Annotated in this window: 16 protein-coding genes; 5 read left to right on the plus strand and 11 right to left on the minus strand. The window is 41.2% G+C overall.

Annotated features, from left to right (window positions below; all coding sequences use genetic code 11):
* Positions 1–114 precede the first annotated feature (114 nt).
* Complete coding sequence (locus tag ACMVDV_RS08835; protein WP_416157854.1) at positions 115–1,782, minus strand: methyl-accepting chemotaxis protein; 1,668 nt, start codon at positions 1,780–1,782, stop codon at positions 115–117.
* 464 nt (positions 1,783–2,246) lie between these two features.
* Here ACMVDV_RS08835 and ACMVDV_RS08840 point away from each other — a divergent pair, with 464 nt between their 5' ends.
* Positions 2,247–3,983 carry a SulP family inorganic anion transporter gene (locus tag ACMVDV_RS08840; protein WP_416157855.1) on the plus strand — a complete coding sequence of 579 codons (1,737 nt, stop codon included), beginning with the start codon at positions 2,247–2,249 and terminating at the stop codon, positions 3,981–3,983.
* A gap of 3 nt (positions 3,984–3,986) precedes the next feature.
* On the opposite strand, the gene ACMVDV_RS08845 is transcribed toward ACMVDV_RS08840, so the two are convergent.
* Together ACMVDV_RS08845 and ACMVDV_RS08850 are read right to left on the minus strand one after the other, a co-directional pair.
* The gene (locus tag ACMVDV_RS08845; protein ID WP_416157856.1) at positions 3,987–6,671 is read right to left on the minus strand and encodes a DEAD/DEAH box helicase; all 2,685 of its coding nucleotides are present in this window, start codon (positions 6,669–6,671) and stop codon (positions 3,987–3,989) included.
* Positions 6,672–6,744: 73 nt separating this feature from the next.
* Complete coding sequence (locus ACMVDV_RS08850; RefSeq protein ID WP_304182217.1) at positions 6,745–7,080, minus strand: zinc ribbon domain-containing protein YjdM; 336 nt, start codon at positions 7,078–7,080, stop codon at positions 6,745–6,747.
* A gap of 156 nt (positions 7,081–7,236) precedes the next feature.
* On the opposite strand from ACMVDV_RS08850, the gene ACMVDV_RS08855 reads away from it, so the two are divergent.
* Positions 7,237–8,586: an MFS transporter gene (locus tag ACMVDV_RS08855; protein WP_416157857.1), complete on the plus strand. Its 1,350-nt coding sequence runs from the start codon at positions 7,237–7,239 to the stop codon at positions 8,584–8,586.
* 296 nt (positions 8,587–8,882) lie between these two features.
* On the opposite strand, the gene ACMVDV_RS08860 is transcribed toward ACMVDV_RS08855, so the two are convergent.
* Positions 8,883–9,131: a hypothetical protein gene (locus ACMVDV_RS08860; protein WP_416157858.1), complete on the minus strand. Its 249-nt coding sequence runs from the start codon at positions 9,129–9,131 to the stop codon at positions 8,883–8,885.
* Between the two features lie 187 nt (positions 9,132–9,318).
* Here ACMVDV_RS08860 and ACMVDV_RS08865 point away from each other — a divergent pair, with 187 nt between their 5' ends.
* Positions 9,319–10,467 carry a hypothetical protein gene (locus ACMVDV_RS08865; protein ID WP_416157859.1) on the plus strand — a complete coding sequence of 383 codons (1,149 nt, stop codon included), beginning with the start codon at positions 9,319–9,321 and terminating at the stop codon, positions 10,465–10,467.
* A 111-nt stretch (positions 10,468–10,578) separates the two neighbouring features.
* Here ACMVDV_RS08865 and ACMVDV_RS08870 read toward each other — a convergent pair whose 3' ends face one another.
* A complete protein-coding gene (locus tag ACMVDV_RS08870; protein ID WP_416159076.1) occupies positions 10,579–11,580 on the minus strand; it encodes a family 43 glycosylhydrolase in 1,002 nt (333 codons plus the stop codon).
* A 543-nt stretch (positions 11,581–12,123) separates the two neighbouring features.
* Between ACMVDV_RS08870 and ACMVDV_RS08875 the strand changes: the two genes are divergently transcribed.
* Positions 12,124–14,718 (plus strand): cellulose-binding domain-containing protein, encoded by a 2,595-nt coding sequence (locus ACMVDV_RS08875; RefSeq protein ID WP_416157860.1) that lies wholly within the window; start codon positions 12,124–12,126, stop codon positions 14,716–14,718.
* A gap of 309 nt (positions 14,719–15,027) precedes the next feature.
* Here ACMVDV_RS08875 and ACMVDV_RS08880 read toward each other — a convergent pair whose 3' ends face one another.
* Entirely contained in the window at positions 15,028–16,290 is a 1,263-nt protein-coding gene (locus tag ACMVDV_RS08880) for a peroxidase, FMP-type (protein WP_416157861.1), read from the minus strand.
* A 288-nt stretch (positions 16,291–16,578) separates the two neighbouring features.
* On the opposite strand from ACMVDV_RS08880, the gene ACMVDV_RS08885 reads away from it, so the two are divergent.
* Complete coding sequence (locus ACMVDV_RS08885; protein WP_304182211.1) at positions 16,579–16,887, plus strand: hypothetical protein; 309 nt, start codon at positions 16,579–16,581, stop codon at positions 16,885–16,887.
* Positions 16,888–16,954: 67 nt separating this feature from the next.
* On the opposite strand, the gene ACMVDV_RS08890 is transcribed toward ACMVDV_RS08885, so the two are convergent.
* From ACMVDV_RS08890 to ACMVDV_RS08910, 5 genes are all read right to left on the minus strand, one after another.
* A complete protein-coding gene (locus tag ACMVDV_RS08890) occupies positions 16,955–17,827 on the minus strand; it encodes a tetratricopeptide repeat protein (protein ID WP_416157862.1) in 873 nt (290 codons plus the stop codon).
* Positions 17,828–17,841: 14 nt separating this feature from the next.
* On the minus strand, positions 17,842–18,558 hold the full coding sequence (locus ACMVDV_RS08895; protein WP_416157863.1) for a hypothetical protein: 717 nt from the start codon (positions 18,556–18,558) through the stop codon (positions 17,842–17,844).
* Positions 18,559–18,706: 148 nt separating this feature from the next.
* Positions 18,707–19,357, minus strand: a complete 651-nt coding sequence (locus ACMVDV_RS08900; protein ID WP_416157864.1) for a response regulator — start codon at positions 19,355–19,357, stop codon at positions 18,707–18,709.
* A complete protein-coding gene (locus ACMVDV_RS08905) occupies positions 19,354–20,493 on the minus strand; it encodes a sensor histidine kinase (RefSeq protein ID WP_404340785.1) in 1,140 nt (379 codons plus the stop codon). The genes ACMVDV_RS08900 and ACMVDV_RS08905 overlap by 4 nt, the downstream gene beginning before the upstream one ends.
* A gap of 468 nt (positions 20,494–20,961) precedes the next feature.
* Positions 20,962–21,549: an ACP phosphodiesterase gene (locus ACMVDV_RS08910; RefSeq protein ID WP_416157865.1), complete on the minus strand. Its 588-nt coding sequence runs from the start codon at positions 21,547–21,549 to the stop codon at positions 20,962–20,964.
* Positions 21,550–21,634: the final 85 nt, after the last annotated feature.

Genomic DNA, 21,634 nt, shown 5'->3' on the forward strand with positions numbered 1-21,634 from the left:
TTTTCAGTGCAGTTTAAGCTGACTGATTTATATTTAAAGTCAAAGATCAGGCTATTTAAAGCCTGATCTTTATTTATGACTGATCAACAACAATACCGCCACTTTTGACTTATATTAGATCTTAAACTGACCTACTAAAGCACCTAAGCTCTCCCCTCGACCGGCTAAGTGATGACTAACTGATGAGGTTGTTTTAATGGAACGAGTAAGCTCATTAACTATTTCTTGAATCGCAAAAACGTTACGGTTAATTTCCTCAGTTACACTACTTTGCTCGGTAGCAGCAGTGGCTATTTGCGTACTCATATCGTTAATAGTGGTAACCGAGCTGGTAACCGCTCCTAGACTTTCCGAAATTGCCCGAGATGACTCAACTGAGCGATTACAGCTTTGCTGGCTTGCCAACATTGCCTTTACTGCAGCCGTGACTAGCGTATGTAACTCATTAAGCATTTCATTAATCTCTAACGTACTCTCTTGTGTACGACTGGCTAAACTTCTCACTTCATCCGCAACCACCGCGAAGCCACGACCTTGCTCGCCTGCCCTTGCAGCTTCAATAGCGGCATTAAGGGCCAGTAAGTTAGTTTGCTCAGCAATGCCACCGATCACACTTAGTACACTGTTAATTTTTTTAGATTGTTCACTTAATGAGTTAACCTGTTCAGCAGCTTGATTGATCTCACTCATTAAATTTGAAACTTCTTCTAAAGAAACATCTACACATTGTTGAGCATTGGCAACATCTTGCGTGGCTGATTGGGTGGATACCGCTACTTGCGTGGTATTTTGCGCGACCTCCTGAGATGTTGCTGACATTTCGGTGATCGCCGTTGCTACCAGCTCAGTTTCATGATTATGGTTTACTAACTGATTTTCAATTAACTGTGTTTGTGTATTGATATTATTTGATGAATCTTTTACATCACGGGTTACATCTGCCACATTGGCGATAATGCTATGTAGTTTACTAACAAACACATTAAATGAATTACCCAATTGACCAATTTCATCGTTACTATGCACCTCTAAGCGCTTAGTCAAATCACCTTCACCTTTTGCAATATCATCCAAGTTTTGCACCATATTTTGAATTGGTTTTACCATATTGTTTGCCGCAATTAAGGCAAAAAACACCGTCAACACCACCCAAAATAATGCAATTAATAACAGGGTCGTTACTTTTTCATTCATGTGCGCTTGGATTGTTGCTTGGTACTTGGTTAGCTCAGCTTCAATATCATCCATGTAAGCACCCGTTCCGAGCATCCAATCTGTACCCGGAACCATCGCGGCGTAACCCATTTTCTCAACTAACCCCGTTGTATTAGGCTTTTGAAAATCATAATAAAAAGCACCACCACCTTGCCTTGCTTGCTCAAGTAACCCAACAACTATTTTTTTCCCGTTGGGATCGGTCATGGCTATTTTATTTTGCCCTTCAATTGCATCACCCAATAGAGCATGGAAAATACTAACGCCTTTTGTATCATAGATAAAAAAGTAACCATCTTGACCGAAAGTGAGATCGCGCAAGGCATTTTTTGCATCTTCTTTCGTCCCTTTGGCTAGTTCGTAATTAATTATTTGGCGGCCTATCTCAACCTCAGTTGCTAATAAACTTTCTTTGTCAGCAATTAATTTTGCTTTAAACGATACAAAATTTTGCTGTTGATTTTGATACTCTAAATAATATGAGCTGGCCATTAAACTAATTAACAGCAGCGTGAGCGGCAAAATAGCTAATAGCAACAGCTTGTTTTTCAGACTTAAATTACTCATTTTTCCCCACATGTAACAATGTAAAAACTGTAATTATACTGCCAATTACAATTAAGTATTTATTTGAAATCAAAAGCCATATTCACACATAAATAGATTCTGGGTATAAGACAAACGTATAGTAGTTGCTAAGTTGCCATAATAAGTTTTCGTTAGCGTAGTAAACGCAAAAATTGGCAGCCAACAAAAACAGGATCGCACAATAATCATACAACCAGCAACTATAAATGAATATTGAACTGGTTTTACCTTAATCACCATCTAGTATGAAATTGGCTTGTGGTAACAGCAACCATCTAATATCGCTCACCTTTAAACTTTTTCATCATACTTAACACTGAACCAAAAGCAGTTATAAGCCTAAGTATCTGCTATTTATTAAAAAATCCTCAGCCCGGGAGCTATACTTGTTAGTATATTAAATTTACTATCCAGATGTGCTTACTATTAACAAGGAAACGAGTGTGCTGTCGCGTTTGTATGATTTTATGCCGGGTCTGAACACGTTATTTCACTACGAACGAAAGTGGTTTGCGGATGATGTAAGAGCCGCGCTATCTGTTGCCGCTGTTGCTTTGCCGGTTGCGATCGCCTACGCACAACTTACCGGCGTAAATGCCGCCGTAGGCTTGTATTCATGCATATTACCAATGATACTTTATGCCCTGTTTGGTAGCTCGAAACAACTCATTGTTGGGCCTGATGCAGCAACCTGCGCCGTTATTGCCGCTGTAGTCACGCCTCTTGCCGCTGGCGACACTGTTAAGCATTGGCAATTGGTTGTCACTATGACCGCCATGACTGGCTTTTGGTGCTTAATTGCCAGCAAATTTAAATTAGGGGTACTGGCCGACTTCTTATCTAAACCAATCTTAATGGGCCTATTGAACGGGGTTGCCATTACTATTATTGTTGGTCAGTTTTCTAAAGTATTTGGCTTTACCTTCGATGATAAATATTTGCTCGAACGATTAGGTGGCGTACCCACCTATTTAGCACAAACCCATATCCCAACCTTATTGATGGCGTTATTTACAGTTGCTGTTTACTTTGCCATGAAACGGCTTAAACCGACTTGGCCGGCATCCATGTTTGCTATCGCATTTGGCGCCGTACTTGTGTGGCTTTTTAATTTAAAGCAGTTTGATATCAACACTATTGGCACTGTAACCGGTGGCCTCCCAGTGTTTAATACGCCTATTTATGATATTGGTGTTATTCGTGAGCTTGTCGTACCGGCACTTAACTTAGCAATCGTCAGCTTTGTTAGTATGATGCTAACCGCTCGCAGCTTTGCCGCTAAAAATGGCTACGACATCGATGCCGACAAAGAATTTAGAGCCTTAGGCATTGCTAACTTTGCCTCGGCCTTATCACAAGGTTTTGCTGTCAGTGGTGCTGATTCTCGTACCGCAGTCAATGATGCCACCGGCGGTAAAACGCAATTAGTATCCATCATTGCAGCGGGGATCATCGCCATCATTGCTTTGTTCTTAACAGCACCGCTTGAGTTTATCCCCAGTGCAGCATTAGGCGTTGTGCTAATTATTGCTTCTGTCCACTTATTAGACTTAAAAGCCGTCTGGCAATTAAAACGTAAAGATAAACATGCCTTTTATCTTGCCTTGGCAACTTTGTTTGCCGTGCTATTTATTGGCGTAATACCAGGCATTACCTTAGCGGTATTACTTGGTTTATTTCAGTTTATTCGTACCGTAATGCGCCCAACAGACAATATACTAGGTGTTGATATTAAAGGTGTTGTAAGAAGCCTTGATGCCACTGATAAAGCAAAAGCAGTACAAGGAGTGTTTATTTATCGTTTTAATTCTCCGTTAACTTACTTTAATGCCGGTTACTTTAAACGTCGTTTGCTAGAGCAATATGCGCGGCAAAAAGACGACATCCACTGTGTTATTATCGACGCCGTGCCCTGCTTCACCCATTTAGATTTAAGCGTGATGGCCATGCTCGCCGATTTAGACGTGATCTTTAAAAAGCGTGATATTAGGTTGGAAATAGCAGGCAGAAAACGACAACTCCTGTCATGGTTTGAAATTGCCGGTATGGCATCCGGTAAAGAAGGCATCTACGTACACTCAGATCTGTATATCGCCTTACAGAAAAATAGCGTCAGTCAATCAAGCGCAGCAGTAAACGAGTTCGACACTGCAGAGGTAAAAGAGATCAGTACGCAATAGCGATTAAGGCTTATGGGCGCTCCCCTTCAGCCTAGCAACAATTGCTTGTATACAGGTATCTTTATCGACAACCCATAAACCATAACTTATAGGTAGCATTTCAATATTGGCGCGATTAAATAGTTTGTAAGTATCTAATTCAAAAAAGTCAGCCCAAGGTCCGGGGTAACCAATTAGATCAACAGCTAAATACCGGCCATGATAACGACATAAAATATCAACCTCAGTACCCGCAACAGCATAACCAGGCCATGTTTCTATCTGTAATTTCATCAGCTCTTGTATTACATCGCGTTGAAAGTCATCTATATCGGATAGACATGTATGAGCGGCTGCAAACTCACTTATCGAACCTAAGTAACGCCTTAATAAATAATGTTCTGGTAACTGTGCTTCATCGATGGATAAAAATAAATGCTGTGTTTGTCTTGCCCGCGTTATGGTCACGTTAAAAACATCTGCTTTATTTAAATATACTGCCGCACGTTTTGCATTATTATCCACCGCAAAAGAGATCAATATAATATCGCGTTCCTCCCCCTGAAATCCAAAAGGGGTGGCGGCTCTTAGCTTATGTCTAATAATTTCGGCTTCACTGAAATGGGCGTCTATTTGCTTAGCAATAAAATCTGCTTGGCTTCGAAATGGCGAAACAACCCCTATACTGTGATATACACCCGTTTCTCGATCAGCACTCATTTGCTGCTTTATGCTCGCGATCACAGCACTCGCTTCGAGCTGATTGACGCCATTTTTATCTCTTTCCCCATTAACACGCTGTATAAATAAATTACCGCTGCTGGTACATGGGCGATGTTGCATTACCTTTAACTTTGCTTGATAAAAATAGCGATTACTAAAATGAATTAACTCAGGTTTACTTCTAAAATGTTCATCTAAAAAGGCTAATTGCTGATCGCTATTGAGCGCATTTAATGTTAAATCTAAAATTGAATTATCACGATAACTAACAACCCCCTCACTAGAGAGTGACAGTTGATTCTTCGCGCGCAGCTGAGCCTCCTTTGATTTTGCTAAAAAAGAGTAATGCCTTAATTGCTTTGTATCGCCAACCACCAGCGCTCGTTTTGCACGATAAAGTGCCGGTAAACAACTGCTAATATTGCACTGTGTTGCTTCATCGATAATAACTAAATCAAACATTTGCGGCTTTAAGGGTAATACCCTATACAGCGAATTCAAACTCACTAACCACACAGGAAACGCCGCTAGCAATGATGAGTATTCTATATTATCAAACAGCTCAAACTGCCTTTTAGAAGTACGACTGCGAATAGCCTGATTAAAAGCCTGCAACGATTTTCGCTGAGTGTTAACTAATGTCCGCAAATTAGTATTTTTTAACGCGGTTAAATAGCGACTCGCCAACAACTCTCGACTAGTTTGTTGCTTATTAATTTGATCTAAAGCAGACCACTGTTTGGCTAGCTTTTTAATGCTGCGCTGAGCCCACTTGAGATATAAATTGCTTAGCCATTGCATATCTTTATCTTCAAGCTTTTTAAGGCGTTGCCCTCGGATTATCGCTTTGCGACAAAACTTATCAAAACGTTGTTCTAAATCAGCGAGTAACGCATTTTGAGCTTTTAGTTCTGCTTCAAAAATAGCTGGGGCTTTTTGCTGCTCATCCGCTAAATACCCAGACAATAAGTCGGCAATATAATTTTTTAGTTTTTTTAAGAACTCTTTTTGTCCAGCCCGAATTGATACTTCACTTAACGCAAAGTTTTCATTCAGCTTATCGGCAATCACATCAAGTGCAGGGTCATTATTTGCGACAATGAGCACTGATTCTCCACGCGCCATGTGCTCAGCTGCAACCGCGGCAATTGTATAACTTTTCCCTGTACCAGGTGGCCCTGACACACAGCCTAAATGCGCATTAGCAGCGATCGAAATAACTTTCTTTTGCGGTGCAGACAATAAGCCGGGTAAGTAGTCGTACTTTAACGCTTTAGTACTTTTGAGCGGCGCATCACCTGCAATTAAAGCGCTAATTGGGGGTGGAAGCGTTTTTGAGGCCGTTATTTCTTCAAGCTCGTGGAGTACCCCTCGACTGCTGGTTGAGCGCTCCACAAACACCAACATTGACGCAGGTAACAGTGTTGCGGTGCGACTTTTTATGGCTGTTTTTATTTCATCAAAATTGGCAAGTTCTGGGTAGTTTAAAAGCGTTAATACATTTAACGCAACGGGACTTTGTTTTAGTAATGAGGTCCAAAAGTAAGCAGACTGGATATCTGCTGTTTCATCAAGAAGTTCAGCTTCAGGCATTAACAACTGGGTGAGTGATTCATTAATTTCAGGTTGAGAGTCAATAACCGAAAAATAATAATCATCATTGTCTTTTTCTATCGCGGCTTCATTATATAAAATCGGTGAAACAACTTGTTTTATCTCACCTTTTATCTCAAGTTTAGCAACCAGTATAAATCGTACATATAACAAAACACGTTCGCGTTGATAAACCTCAATACGCTTCATCATTGGCTCAGCAAACTGTTGCGGTATTGGCAGCCGGGCTAAAAACCCCGATCCTAAGTCATCTCTTCCTTCTAGTACGAAGCGATCTTGTTTTTTTAATTTACTCAAATCCCATAGATTTAAATCAGCGCTATCTTCTTTGTAGCAATCGCGATAGTAACTCAGTACGTTTTGCTTACTCACATTTAAATTCCATTTCAATTTTCGAGCTATTGTTAAATCATGCCGAGGTCTTTAAATAAGTTATAAAAACTCGTTAGGCCTTTTTCACAAACTTTGCCGTTACCATCATTTCGCCTACGCCATCAACTTTGCAATCAAGTTGGTGATCTTTTGCATCTTTGATCCAGCGGATCACCGCTTTGCTGCCAATCTTTATTACTTGCGAGCTGCCTTTAATTTTTAAATCTTTAACCACAGTGACTTTATCGCCTTCAGCCAATAGCGTGCCGTTTGCATCTTTAACAATAACTGCATGTTCTAATGCATCATTAACGGGGTCCCATTCATGTGAACACTCAGGGCAGATCAGTAACGATTGATCTTGGTAAACGTATTCAGATTGGCAGTTAGGACAAGCAGGTAACGACATAATAACACTCTGTAAAAATCATTCTGCGGCTATGGTAATTGCTCAAGCAAAGTTTGTCTAACTGAATACGCTTACGAATACGGCGGTGTTTATTACTTGGAATATTCCTCTGATTATTCTAGTATCTAGTTGTCCAAGCATATAATTTGTATATAAATGAAATCATTTCCTTCGTTATATTTTGCCAACCTTTTCTTAATTATTGGCACCAGCTTACTTACCACCTATTTAGCCCTTTATTTAGGGCAGCATGGTACTTCAACCTTGTGGATAGGTTTGATGACCTCATGCTACTACCTAGGCTTATTACTGGGGGCTAAGCTTGGCTATCACCTTATAAAATCGGTCGGCCATATTCGAACCTTTGCCGCCAGTACTGCCGCTGTTATAGCGTGTGTGGCGGCACATGGGGTAAGCGATAACATCTATGTCTGGCTTGGCCTGCGACTTTGCGTGGGCCTTGGGATGATGTGTAATTACATGGTACTGGAAAGCTGGCTTAACGAACAAGCGGCCCCTGAGTCACGTGGGCGGGTGTTTTCGTTTTATATGATCACCTCATATTTAGGCACCATCTTAGGCCAGTTTGCCTTAGCTGAATTTCCTGAGCTAGGCTATGCACCACTCTTTTTAGTCTGTATGGCGCTGGCTATTGGTATTATTCCCATTTCAATCACTCGTAGAATTCACCCAAAACCATTAAAGCCGATTCAAGTAAGCGTGTTTGATTACTTTAAAAAAGTGCCGCAATCTATGACTGCGGTGCATTTTGCTGGCATTATTAATGGCAGTTTTTACGGCCTTGCGCCTACCTTTGCCAAGCTCTCAGGCTTTAATTCATCTGAAATCGCCATTTTTATGTCTGCCACTATTTTAGCCGGTTTATTAGCACAATGGCCGATGGGTATGTTATCTGACCGAGTACGTCGTAGTGTGCTATTACGTAGTAATGCAGTCGCCATCTGCGTGGTCAGTCTTGCCTTGTTTTTACTGCCTATTTCGCAAACACTGGCTTTTATACTGACATTTATGTTCGGCTTGTTTGCTTTTACTTTATATCCATTGTCATCGGCTTTAGCTAACTCCCGGGTTGAAGATGAAGAACGCGTTGGCGTATCCTCTGCACTGCTAGTTGCCTTTGGCGCGGGAGCTGCGCTTGGCTCAACCGCTAATGCGCAGATCATGAGTTATTTTGGCCATCAAGCTTTATATGCGTCACTTGCTATATTAACAGTGGTGATGTATTTATTGCTTACCTTCATCAATTCAAAACAAAAAGTAGAGCAACCAGAGTCGAGTGATTACGTGGTCGGGACGTCTGATGTTACCAATTCGCCACTAGCCGCGACCATGGATCCGCGCATCGAAGAAACCACTGCCCACGACCAAATGTTGGTGGTCGATGACGTGGATGATGAATATGAAGAAGATAACGATGTCTCAGAAGGAGACAATCCGCAAGGGGATCTTTTTAAAGATCTACAAGAGCCAGAACTGAAAAAATAACGTTTTATTTTCACTCTAATCAAGCAGGTAACATCGTTTATTTACCTGCTTTGCTTTTTATTTTAAATAACTGCCCTCTTTCTCACCTGCAACTTTAGAGTCTGTACTTCTATAAGGTCGATTGTTTAGCAAAGGTTTTCTGGGATGTGTTTAGATAAATGCAGCTAAGTAACCTGAACGCTGGATAATAAATCTATCTCCAGCGGCTCTTTTCAACGCTAACTGTGTGGAATTTACTTGCCATAGGCCCGTTAAAGATCAGTTAGGCTCAGGATAGCTGCAGATTTAAGTTATCCCTAATGCAATTTTTTTGGCCCTTGGCGGACCAGTTCTTTGCCGTTTTCAAACACATCTTGCGTTACCCAACGACCTAACAACAACTTATGATTATCATCAAGTACCGCTACAAACGGGCGGCCATTGCTGTTATTGGTCGCTAAAGCCACCCCCGCTACGTTCTTTAAACCCAAACCGCCCTTATCAACCAGTAGTAAAAATGCTGCTAACTCTTCAAGGGTGTCGATTATATCGTTATCGTTGATCATAGTGTTTACTCGGTTACTACTTAATAAGTGAAGGATAGCAGTTTATGAAAATAGGCTCTAGAGGCTGATTAAAAGTTAAAGATGAGAGTTAAAGCCCTAATCAACGTATTTATTTGCGCTCGCGCAAGATACATAAGATAGTAGCCTTTGCATCCAGATTGCTATAGCTGACTATAATAGGACCCCCATGATCAAACAACTTTTAACAACGAGTTTAATATTATCTTCCTTCAGTGTCTTAAGCGCTAACTTAACGGTTGAAGAGCAGCGTATTGAAAAAGCCAGCACTGCGATACCGCAAGTTTTAGCTGCATTTTCTGAGGATATAGCTCAATTTGAGCGAAGCTGGAAGAATGTGAAAAGCTATAAGCAGGCAACCGACTTACTCCATGATTATTCAAGCCAACTATGGCTCGCTGCGAAACAGCGCATTATAGCAAGTAAAAGCTATGATGATCGCGAACTTTACTGGGCACGGTTACTGTCAAGCAAAGTGATCCGCACCACTACCCCTGATTTTCCACTTACAACAACAGAGCAGCATGCGCTGTTAACGATGTTAGAAAACGGCAGCCGTGGCCGCACCGATTTAGCCTATTCTAAAAACACCAATAAAAAGATCTTATTAACTGGATTTGACCCGTTTTTACTGGATAAAAATATCAATCAAAGTAATCCATCCGGTGTTGCCGCATTATTACTCGATGGCCAAGTGATCAGTTACCAAGGTATCACAGCCGAAATCAATACTGTGATGGTACCCGTGCGTTATGAAGATTTTGATCAAGGTATTATTGAACAGCTGCTTGCGCCCTATTACGCACTTAATAATGTAGACATGATAGTGACTGTGAGTATGGGTGGTAAAGAGTTTGACCTTGAACGCTTTCCGGGTAAACGCCGCAGCGTAACCGCTCCCGATAACGCCAATATTGTTTACGGTGGCACACAAACAGCGCCGCTTATTCCAAGCTTAAATGACCGCCCACTGCCGGGCAGTGAGTTTGTGCAGTTCAGCTTGCCCGTTACGCAAATGCAGCAAGCCCAAGGGCAATTTAAGATAAATGATAATCACAACGTAATTACCCTTGAAAAAGCCTTTGCGCCGCAAACTCTCGCAGAGTTAAAAGATGCCATTGCCGTAAAAGGCGGTGGGGGTGGCTACTTATCGAATGAAATATCATACCGCAGTATTCGCCTGCGGAACGAGTTAAACTCGGACATTCCTACAGGGCATATCCACACGCCGCGTATCGCACAGTTTGAACCTGCAACAGAAGCAAAAATAGTGAAGCAAATTAAAGCAATGCTAGAGCAAAGTTTAGTTGCACTTTAAAACTGCAAATCAGCTTTTCCCTGTTATTAACCTACACAACTCGCTTTTAAAAAGAGCTTAAACGATAAGAGTAAAGCCACTAATCAGTGGCTTTACCTTCACTAATCGTAATTAATATAGCTCAAATACAGGTTTGCCGTTGTCATCGTATTTCACTGCAAATACACGGGCATGGCGGTTTGGATCATAAAGCGGATCTTTTACGATCTCTTCAAGCGGGCGAGTGTCTGTTTTTGGCACAACACTTGGTTCACCAACGGCATCTTGGTAATCACGTGCATGATAAACACATAACGGTGTTACATCGTCTTCCGCGACAGTAAAACAGTTATGACCTGGACCATAAATCTTCTTATCAACGTCGGTTTCAAGCACTGGCATGCGTGTTTTAGTCCAAGAGTTACGGTCAAGCAGATCTGCATTTTCATCGGCTTCCATATAACCCATACAATAACATGCACCTGTGGCACTGGCTGAAAATGCAATAAATATTTTGCCATTATGTTTTAATACCGCTGGGCCTTCGTTCACCCAAAAGTCCACACGTTCCCAGTCATAATCAGGGGTTGTGAGCATAAATTGCACTGTTTTTAGTTTAATGGGCGATTCCATCTCTGCTAAATACAAGTTAGATGCAGCAAATTGACCACCGGTTTTTTCAGCCCAACAAAAGTAACGCTTACCGTTATTTTCAAAAATAGTCGCATCCAATGAAAAATCAGTGAATGACTTATCGTCGCCCTCTGCTGCTTGCATCATACCCAGCTCAACCCACTCATCATTGAGTGGATCTTGACCTTTACATTCAAGCACGTACGGGCGCAGTGCCCAAATATCGCCCTCTTCGCTGGCTGCAAAATAGATATACCATTTGCCGTCTAAGTAATGGATCTCAGGTGCCCAAATATGACGACTCATAGGACCGCTCTCGTGCTTAAACCAAACATCAACCGTTTCTGCGTCTTTAAGGCCATCTAATGTTTTTGATTTTCTCAGCTCAATGCGATCATAGGTTGGCACTGAACCTGTAAAATAATAAAAGCCATCACTGTGCTTATGCACAAATGGGTCGGCACGCTGCTCTACTAATGGGCTATTTGTTTGTATTGTCATCATTCAACCTGATTGTTAATTTTGATTTGTATTATTTTATTACTTTTAATGTAAAACACAAATATAACACTATTTTTAACAAACTGTGAAAGCAATTATAAACTAAAACTTTGAGTGACCAGTGAGCAAAAAGCAAGCAATTTGGGGTTAACTGTTGACACAGATAGCTAAGCATTACTATCACCAGCAAAGCCATAAGATTAAACCACCCGAGCTTAGCAATTAAACTCTTACTGTTATCCCAACCCCTAATTAAATTTACATATTTATTAACACTTACTCAGAAAATAAGTTTTTCGTCATGCATGTCGCCCTATCCCAAACACCGATAAATTAATTATTAAATATCAACAAAATAACAGTAAATCATAATGAAAACTTATTCTGTAGCGGTTTTATTTTATTTACCAATGAATTTGACAGCGCTGTCAACTGCGTGCTAACTTCATTGCAATGTTAAAAAAATGATAACCGAAAGTTGCAAAAAGCTGAGTTATCAACTCGCTAATGCTGCACTAAAATAATAAAGTAAGGAAAGTAAAAATGAAGAGCACCCTGATTGGGTTTAAACCCAGCAAAACGTTTATTGCTGTATCACTTGCTACTAGCGCTGTTATTTCAAGCAACGCTTTTGCCGCAAGTTGTGACGGCATCAATACCTACCCAAGCTTCCCGCAAGTAGACTGGCAGGGCAATCCTAGTCATGCTAATGCTGGTGATTTAATGCAACATGAAGGCAGTGCTTACAAAGCTAAATGGTATACAAATTCAATTCCAGGTAGTGATGGTAGCTGGGGTTTTGAACATGTCTGTGGCAATGAAACAGACCCTACAGATCCAACTGATCCAACAACGCCTACAGAGCCGACAGATCCTAAACTGGGAGTGTTATGCAAAGATTACACGCTTTGGGCGCCGGGAAGCGTAGCAAAAGCAGGGGATATACTCGTTAATGATGAGTATATTGCCTATACGGCAAAGTGGGAAACATCTTCACGCCCTGGTAGCGATGATACGTGGAACTGGACAGTAAACTGTGATGGCACCGAGCAAGGCACAGCACCACTGCTGTCATTACCGAATGCAAAAGATCCTGTCAGCTTAAAAATGCCAGGCTGGCCAAGTGACTTTGTTGTTGCAAGTCCTACCTCAACGGCGCCTGCCCATCTTACTGTTGATCTAATTAACAGTGCTGATTTAACTGATGTCACTAAACTTACCAATGATTTTGTTGCAGCAATTACGCAAGCTGCACAAGCTGGCACTACGTCTATCATGCTACAAAGTGATGTACTTGATAATATAACCTTAGATAAAGGGCTATCTTTAGGCGCGATAAGTGTTAAACAAGCTTTAACTGACGCCTTAGCGACAACAAATAAAAGCAGCAGTATCGACGTTGCGGATATTGACGCCTTAACCGATGACGCCATGGGTTGGGCGCAGGCTCAAAACTTGATTATGACGGCACTCGCACCTAATGCGACCTTTGGTTGGTCATTAAGCATTGGTGACTTTGCTTTTGATAGCCATTCGGGTAAGCGCTCAGTATGGAATGCTGCGTCAAAAGCAACGGCTGATTTACTAGATACACTCTCGCTGTATAAAGGCGCGTCTAAAGCTGACTTTATCGCCTTTACTAAATCAAGTAGTTCAGCGAGCTTAACCAGCGATCAGTGGCACAACGCGCTAGAGTTTGTTAAACAAGTCACTGACTTTGTGCAAGCACCTGCCATACTATCATCAGTGCCTAGCGCGCAAGCGACAGCCTACTTTATGGGTAACACCCTAGGCGAAAGCAATATTCGTAAAGCCGCACACAGTAATCTATTTGCTATCTTATTTGATACTGACAGTGCTGATTTAACAAATAAAATAACCCGTTATCAGAGCAGTCCTGTGCCGCTGTACTATGTTGGTACGCCAGCAAATGTGACATCACTGACCAGTATAGCTTCACTAAATAGTGACTTAACTAATGCTGAAACAGTGATGGATAGTGAAGTATTCTTATACGAGACACCTAATTCAACTTGGGTACCGTCAACTATCTATAAGTGGGCTGACTTTTTAACTGGCCTAAACTCAATGCATAACGTGGGTGTAGCTGGCGAAAAGTTCTGGTTAATCGACAGCACTGCTGACGATGCCACCAATGCACTATACGCTAAAGTGGCGATTGCAGCATTTTTATCACAAAGTATGCAAGAAACCATACGTTTCGATGCCTGTGACGAGAACAATTGGTCTGAGGTAAAATACGGCGCAGCAGTCGACTACCCTATGACCGCAAGCTGTGGCCAATTAGGCCAAAAGTATGCTGATTACGGTACTCATCCAGTGTCAGGCAACGACCATCCTTACTCATGCCCTCGTGATGACAAAATGGAACAAACAGCCACCACACACGCTAAATGGTATGGTGCACCAGCCCCAATCTTTGTTGCCCCAGATGCAGTACTTGCCGAGCAAGGCCTGTTAGTTAACGGTAAAGTTGGTCGTTGGACCAATGCCGGTCATTGTAATACTGTGCCAACCGCAATCGATACCTCTAAACAGGTTTACGAACGCGGCGAGTGTCAGCAGTATGTCGGTCAAAAAGCGGGCAACTTTATTTGGGATGGCAGTGATGACAGTGTGCAAGGCTGTGGTTGGTGGGGTCGTGGTGTAATTCAAACCACAGGTCGCCAAAACTTCGGTACTTTAAACCACTTTGTTGGCCGCTCACATGTTGACCCAGATACCATAGGCACGACTATTGATGGCACAACCGTCGCTCCAGCACCAGAAAGCCCGTTATATGCCGACTTAGATTTATGTTCAAACCCAGGGCTGGTATGTAGCTCAGAAGAGCACAAAGAAATTAAGTGGATTGCCGGTTTATTCTTTTGGGTAAACTCAGTACAAGCATACAGTAATGAAGGTGGCCCATACGCCGATTGGAACTATCACGCCGAGCTGAAAAAGTATGTTGATGGCGGCTTGCAAGGCACCGCGTTTGTTGATGCTGTATCTGGCATAGTAAATCGTGGTTGCCCTGATGATCATTGCCCAGTCAGTGGTGAAGTACATGCGATTGAAGAGCGTCGCGCTAACTTTAAACTTGTACTACAAAAACTAGGTTTAAACCCGCTTTAAATAAGCGGCGTAGCATAAAACAACCTCACGGTACGAGCATAATATACCTGCTGATTAATAATCAGCAGGTATATTTATTTACCCACACCTTATTTTTTAAATATATTAATGACATAAAGCCACAACGAGTTAATATCATAAAAATAAATACGGGCATTAAAGTCTACAGCTTTCAAAACCTTGAGGCGCTACAGTAAACACATAAGCGTACCATTCAAGCCAAGAGCTACAGCTGCTGCACTAAGCTATTAACGACTAATACAATCGACTCAGCTGCATTAATAATAATCCAGCTGAATTGCACGCCGCTTACTCACGTGTGTGTTTCATATTGCGAACCACTGGCTCAGGGACGCCTTCAGCGCCTTTATCAGCTTCTTCTGGCAGTTTAATTGGTGTTAGCTGTTTATCAATCGGTATATCTTCTAATCGACGCAGCGTATTGACCTGAATATGAGGCCACAACGTTGTTTCACCACTTGAACCAAACATGAACTCAAAGTCGACTATCTGCTCGTATTGCAGTTGCTCTATCACCTTGAGCTTGCCATTTTCATCTTCAACTTCCAGTTCTTCTAACCACATACGATGTCGCATCCGAGCAACTCGACAATAGCGTTCAATCATCACATTATTAACGGTTGCTCCTTGCACGCCAGTGTCGTGTTGTGAGTCTAATTCTATTAAATCAAATTTCTTGAATTTAAGATCTTTATTGGCATCAGTAAGCAGTAGGTTCGGTTGCACTGTATAAGGGTATTTAGCACCAAATTGATCATAATTAAATATACGCTGAAAGTAAGCGCGCGCACTATTAAGCCCGCCATCTTCTTGGTCTTCACGCGGGAGCGCTGTCCACTTCGGTTTTTCGCGCGAGCCTGCGATTAAATCTCGCTCAGGATTCATTCCCATTGTCGGTGAGATCGATAAAGACGCTTGCTGCCACAAGTCGCTAATATGTGGAGCAACGCCCTCATTGCTACTGTGTGCAACCTTGCCAGTTAAATGAATGGTAGTACCATGCGGGATCACCCCTGAACGAGAAATAGAGTGTGGAGGTACAAACTGTAGCCCAAGTTCTCCAGCGCCCATAACAGGATCCGCGGCATCAACCTTTACCGATTCTGCGCTTGATGAGTGTTTAAACATAGTCGGTGGGTTTTGCTCGGGGCTATCTGCTTGCCAAGGCATAGTGTTGTCGCCCAACCATAAATACATACCATTTTCAAAATGCTGTAGCACGTTGTCATTATCAATAATCGCCGTTTCATATTTTACAGCACCATTAAACTGCTCGTTAGATCCTCCACGGTTGCGAACAGGCGCATTCACGCAGGTGAACTTAAGTTGTTCTCGGTATTGTTGAGATTTAAAATGGAAAACGCCAAAGATTGTTTCCGAGGAAGTGCCCGGTGATGGCATGCATGTCGTATGTAATCCTCTCGGCCCACCTTGCCAATTTACCCATGTACCATGCAGCTTAGATAAGATCCCGAACTGCGCCCCAGTAGGCTGGTTTTCTTGCCATTCTAGGTATGGTTTTACAGAAGATACTTGTGATCCCTTGGTCATTTTACTCTCCCTCATTTTATAATGTTTCCGTTTAAGCAAAAGCAGCTTTCCTGCCTGTGTATGAGCGATAAAAAGATAAGTCATAAAACAGCGCATATCTATTACAACGCATTACATACACCGAAACCAATAACCATTAGTAGAGTTAGTTAACTGACCACAGAGCATTTAAAATGCGATTTAACCTGATATTAATTTAAGCCACAATCAAAGTTGTTGGCAGTCGACAAGCTCGGTTATAATCGGTTTTTATGGCTATATTTTTAGCCTCTAACTTGGATCACTACGATGAAAAAACTCTCTGCAGTGCAAATAAAACAACAAGCACTGGTACTCAATGTTGCTGATACGATAGAAAAACAAGCCCTTGCTGATATGCCTGGCATGTTGCAATGCTGGTTTGATGTGGAATACCACTTATTTCCGGGCTCTTTGCTAATGTGTTTTCAATTTGCAAATGAGCAAGCATTAGCAGCGGCAGAGCCCGACCTATTAAAGTGGCAAAAGCGTTTAAGCGGGGCAATGTTAAAAAAAGGCGTGATTTTAAAAGATATGCGCAAACATTTAGTTTTCACCCTAAAAGGGCCTGATGATTAAAATGATAAAACAGGACAGGTATATGTTAATACACTTGGCCTGCCCCATTTTATTTTTATGCCACTTTTCAGCGCTTCAATAATTTAATTAATTGCTCATCATCCGTTTTCCTAGCAAGACGTCGGTATTTATTATAACCCTCTGTATTATTAGATAGTTCGTACAATTGCGAGAGCCGGTAGTAAGCCCAATATAAACTAGGCAAAGAGGTATTTAATTCACTTTTACTGTAATTAGTTAACGCCTCAATACCTAATTGAATATTGGTCTTACTAAACACCGCATTGCGACCAAGCTGATATAAAATATTCAATTTTAATGAACTCATAGCATCGCTATTGTTTAGCGCCTTTAAAAACTGCTGATGGGCGTTGTTAAAGTCCTTATTTTGTTGATAGAGCAGCCCTAATTCATAAGCGATTAACGCCACGTTTGCTGGGGTTTGCTCAAAACTAAGAAGCTTTTTTTCCAGCTCTTTGCTACTTTTTGTTTGCTTATAGAAGGCGAGTTCAGCAATAAAGCCTTGTGTTTTATCACGCAACATTATTTCTTCCACTTGCTTAAACGCACGTTCTTCACTGCCACCCGCAATCGCTGGCGCCCCTAGATAAAAGTTAACTAAACCTTTTCTGTAAGTTATATTATCTGGGGCTAATAAAACGGCTTTTTCCATACAGGCCAATGACTTTTCTGCATAACTCAGGGCTTTAAAAAATGCCAGCCCAGCTTGCCTGCCCATAATTCTGCCGCAATAAAATAACGTTAAATGATTATTCGGGTACTCTTGCTGTAGCTTATTAATTAATGACTCTGCTGCATCTAAATCCTCATCAATAAGTGCTATGGCTTGTTGATTCAATTTATCGATTTCTGTAGTCGCTTTTGCCATTGAGCAAAAGGTCGTTAACAATAAGGTAAAAATCACCACGTGTTTCATCATGTATTCCCCTATTGTTAGTTTGCATATTTACGAGAAAGGAAAAAAATAAACAACACACCAATAACTCCGGGCGCTATCCAAAACGCCAATTGCAAATACCCTGATGAGGCAAATATGTGTCTACCGCCAAAGGAAAGAAAAGCCGTAAAGGCCGCGATACCCGAGCCAATGTAGCCCCCTAAATGCTCAACGAGCCAATCGCGAGGTTTAATCTGACGCTTAAAGGTAAAATGTAAATTTGTCAGCGAAATAAATATGCCTAACGGCCCAAATATCAACATTAAGATATGCTGATCAATCATACCGCGCCAAAAAATAGCAATGCCACTCATTAATAAAGCACCGGTTATCAACAACTGAAAAGGGCTTTTGAGGCGTTGCCGATCGACTTTAGCTGTAAGCACCAGTTTACCATAACGCACTGCCACTAAAGTCAAAATAGACAAATGCAAAAGCAATACCGCAAACCGTACAATACTTTCGCGTACTTTACTGTTGTCAACATCAGCCGTAAAAGCGGCCGGTTTTACCAGCTCAGGGATCAATATTGACAGTGATGCCATTAAAATACCCGAAATAACAACACCGTACATTGATATAGAATACCAATTGCCAAATTTTTTATGCCGCGGCGAGCCCTTTTTACTAAACGCAGGAAACCAAAATAAAGTTAACGCGCAAATACCTATGGCTATATGCGCTGCTAAAATAATTTTAAATACAACATCCATTATAAATAACCCCTCAATAAAACAGTTATCTATAGTATGTAAAATTACCAACAGGGATGAGAGTGCCAAAAGTCACGTTTTTTATCGCAATGGGTTTTATGCGGCAAGTGAATGGGCTTTTGTGAAGTGGGTGGGGTTAGTCGCGGTTTTATATGAGTCCTATCTCGATAGCTTTTAAGACGGCTCTGGTTCTATCCCTAACGCCAAGTTTTGCCAGTATATTCGACACTTGGTTTTTCACCCTGCCTTCGGATTTATAAATAGCCTCAGCTATTTCGCGATTACTGCAGCCAGCAGCCATAAAACGTAATATTTCGATTTCTTTTACCGTCAGTGCCTCTTGGCTTAAGCTATCAAATTGACTGTCGTTAGTCGTCAAGTGCTGTACTACACGCTGTGAAATCGCAGGTTGAATTAAGGTTTGACCGCTATGCACCACCTCAATTGCGTCAACTAAGGTTTCTAATGACACATCTTTAAGTAAGTAGCCCTTTGCACCCGCCTGCAAGGCCCCAGCAACAAGCTCATGATCATTAAACGTGGTTAGCATAATAACCGCAGGACAGTGGCTGCATTGCGTGCTCTGGTGCAATTCATTTAAGGTATCAATGCCTGACTTAACGGGCATTCGAATATCCATAAGCACAACATCTGGCTGCATATCTTTAATCAGCGTTAACGCTTGGTCACCATCCGCGGCCTCACCAATAACATCGATCACGTCAGAGAGCAGCAATAAACTTTTAATGCCTGAGCGCACCAACATTTGATCATCCACCAGCATGACACGAATTTTCATAATGGCTCCGGTAACCTTATGTTTGTAACAAATCCACTCGGTGTGAGTGCAAAATCAACACTACCACTGAGTTCATTAACCCGTTCTTGAATGCCCTTTAAGCCATTACCATACACGAGTGACTTGGTAGTGTTATGATGCGCATTGTCAAAAATAGTCAAATAAATCACTTTGTCTTTATCAGTAAGGTTAATCGTAAGCTCACTCGCTTGGCTATGTTTGAGTGTATTAGTCACGCACTCTTGCGTACACCGTAACAGTGTATCAGCTGTTTTTACATCATTTATCATAATGGCATCAACAATATTCAAGTGAATAGTGAGCTGAGGAACATTACTGACGAGTGCTTGTAATGTCTGCGTGATTTCAATTGCTGATTTTTCACGAATTTCTGACACAGCCTCCCGCACATCGCTTAATAATAATTTAGATAAATCATGGCATTGCTTAATATTGTCTTGCACAGGGCCTTCAGCAGTACGATAAGCAACTTGTAGATTAATAGTCAAAGCGGTTAAATGATGACCTAAAAGGTCATGAATATTACGTGCAATGCGGACTCTTTCAGCCTGTTTTGCGGCTTCATTTAACAGTGTTTGCGTAGCAATTAACTCTCGATTTAGTGCATCAGACTGTTCACGGGCGACACTCTCTTTACGTGTGCTATTCATTACCACCAGTGCAAACAAATTAAATGTCCAAAACAGTATGCCAGTTAACAAGCTACCTTCTTGATGCCAATAAAAGCTGAAAATTAAAAACAGTGGCAGCAAACATAAAAATGATAAACAAATGGCGTAACTTAAGCGCATAAAATACGGCAACTGAGCACACCAAATGGTACTTAAAATCGCAATGTAGGTATAAGGAACAAAGATTGCTACTATCAGTAAAGCGGCATATTGAGCAAATAACAACCCACGCTTTAACAACGTATTTAAACGTACTTCATAGTCGGCATTGGCAATTAAAAAGCAGCTAATAAAAATTAAAAAGCAAACAACAACGGCGCTTAAGTCCAAAACGGAAAAACCATCAGACTGCAGCATTAACCATATTGCTGAGCCACTCACAACCGCCCAGGTGATGATTGCTGCAAAAGTTTCTATTGAAATAAAACGCCCTACGCCAGCCATTAAGGAAATCCATTAATTGTGATGATGATTATTATCTTGTCGCACAAGCACAATATCAAAAAAGGTATCTATCGTGATGTTATTATCTTTGCAATATTGATTAACGCGATCCCTAATATCAGACAACGGAAAAGTTTCATCATGGTTAGAATATGAAAACTCTAACCGTGCAATTTCTTGCAAGAGGTTAATATCTTTTGTTTCAAATAGTTGAAGCTACTCATTACCTTCAACTATTTAAATTAATCGTTCATAGAAGTGAACCAAAACTATAATATATCTACAAGATAAAAAGTACACTAAAGTAAACTTAAATAACAAAAAGTACACTAAAGAGATATAAAACATCCCGAACCTAATGCAATGTTCACAAAAGTGAACTAACAACAAAAAAAGTATGCAAAACTAAACTTAAAGTCTGAGCAAAATTAGCGATTAAAATTTAAAATTATTACAAACCATGCTCACTTAAGTGCTTTCAAGGCCTCGTTGCTTAACATGCTTAATCAACTCAGGAAAAAACGCTAAGAAAACAGCATCGAGTTCAGTGTAATGACGGGTAATATCTTCAGCAGCGTTAGTAAAGGTGTTGGTAAAGCGAATACGGGCAGCAATATTATCAAGTGCTAGTCCCACCCCTTCAATGGTTTCGTACTCTTTAAACCAATCGTTTTCCGTCATGTGCTTTACAACATGCTGCATGCGAGGTGGCATAACAATTATACGTTTATTCAAAAGCTGATAGCTGGTTTGCTTAAAATCACTTAAAGGTTGCTCGTTAAAGCGTTGCCAATGCTGAATAAGAAAGTGATCGAACAGTACATCAATCGCCACACCCGCAAAGCGCCTACGTTTAGGCGAAAAGTACTGTTTAGCTTCTTTAACTAAAGGATGGGTATCTGTGAATTTATCGACTAAATAATGATTATCTAGCGCATTTTTAACCGGTGTAGGTATGTCGTTTAAATGTCGGTGACCACCAAAATCCCCCAGCAAATTGCCAAAATGTGAGTCGGCAGTAGGCTTTGCTAAATAAAGGTGAGCTAAGTAGTTCAAGGTAGTCTCGGCGATAGTTCATATGGCACAAATGATACCGCAATTTCGATTAATACTCACTGATACATAGTCATCTGATGTGGTC

The organism is Pseudoalteromonas sp. ASV78, from assembly GCF_047806705.1.
GTDB lineage: Bacteria > Pseudomonadota > Gammaproteobacteria > Enterobacterales > Alteromonadaceae > Pseudoalteromonas > Pseudoalteromonas prydzensis_A.

Bases quoted from the DNA above. Each gene is read 5' to 3' on its own strand.
- ACMVDV_RS08875 (WP_416157860.1), top strand. From the start codon at position 12,124: ATGAAGAGCACCCTGATTGGGTTTAAACCCAGCAAAACGTTTATTGCT.
- ACMVDV_RS08880 (WP_416157861.1), bottom strand. From the start codon at position 16,290: ATGACCAAGGGATCACAAGTATCTTCTGTAAAACCATACCTAGAATGG.
- ACMVDV_RS08890 (WP_416157862.1), bottom strand. From the start codon at position 17,827: ATGATGAAACACGTGGTGATTTTTACCTTATTGTTAACGACCTTTTGC.
- ACMVDV_RS08865 (WP_416157859.1), top strand. From the start codon at position 9,319: ATGATCAAACAACTTTTAACAACGAGTTTAATATTATCTTCCTTCAGT.
- ACMVDV_RS08895 (WP_416157863.1), bottom strand. From the start codon at position 18,558: ATGGATGTTGTATTTAAAATTATTTTAGCAGCGCATATAGCCATAGGT.
- ACMVDV_RS08835 (WP_416157854.1), bottom strand. From the start codon at position 1,782: ATGAGTAATTTAAGTCTGAAAAACAAGCTGTTGCTATTAGCTATTTTG.
- ACMVDV_RS08850 (WP_304182217.1), bottom strand. From the start codon at position 7,080: ATGTCGTTACCTGCTTGTCCTAACTGCCAATCTGAATACGTTTACCAA.
- ACMVDV_RS08870 (WP_416159076.1), bottom strand. From the start codon at position 11,580: ATGACAATACAAACAAATAGCCCATTAGTAGAGCAGCGTGCCGACCCA.
- ACMVDV_RS08885 (WP_304182211.1), top strand. From the start codon at position 16,579: ATGAAAAAACTCTCTGCAGTGCAAATAAAACAACAAGCACTGGTACTC.
- ACMVDV_RS08905 (WP_404340785.1), bottom strand. From the start codon at position 20,493: ATGGCTGGCGTAGGGCGTTTTATTTCAATAGAAACTTTTGCAGCAATC.
- ACMVDV_RS08860 (WP_416157858.1), bottom strand. From the start codon at position 9,131: ATGATCAACGATAACGATATAATCGACACCCTTGAAGAGTTAGCAGCA.
- ACMVDV_RS08900 (WP_416157864.1), bottom strand. From the start codon at position 19,357: ATGAAAATTCGTGTCATGCTGGTGGATGATCAAATGTTGGTGCGCTCA.
- ACMVDV_RS08855 (WP_416157857.1), top strand. From the start codon at position 7,237: ATGAAATCATTTCCTTCGTTATATTTTGCCAACCTTTTCTTAATTATT.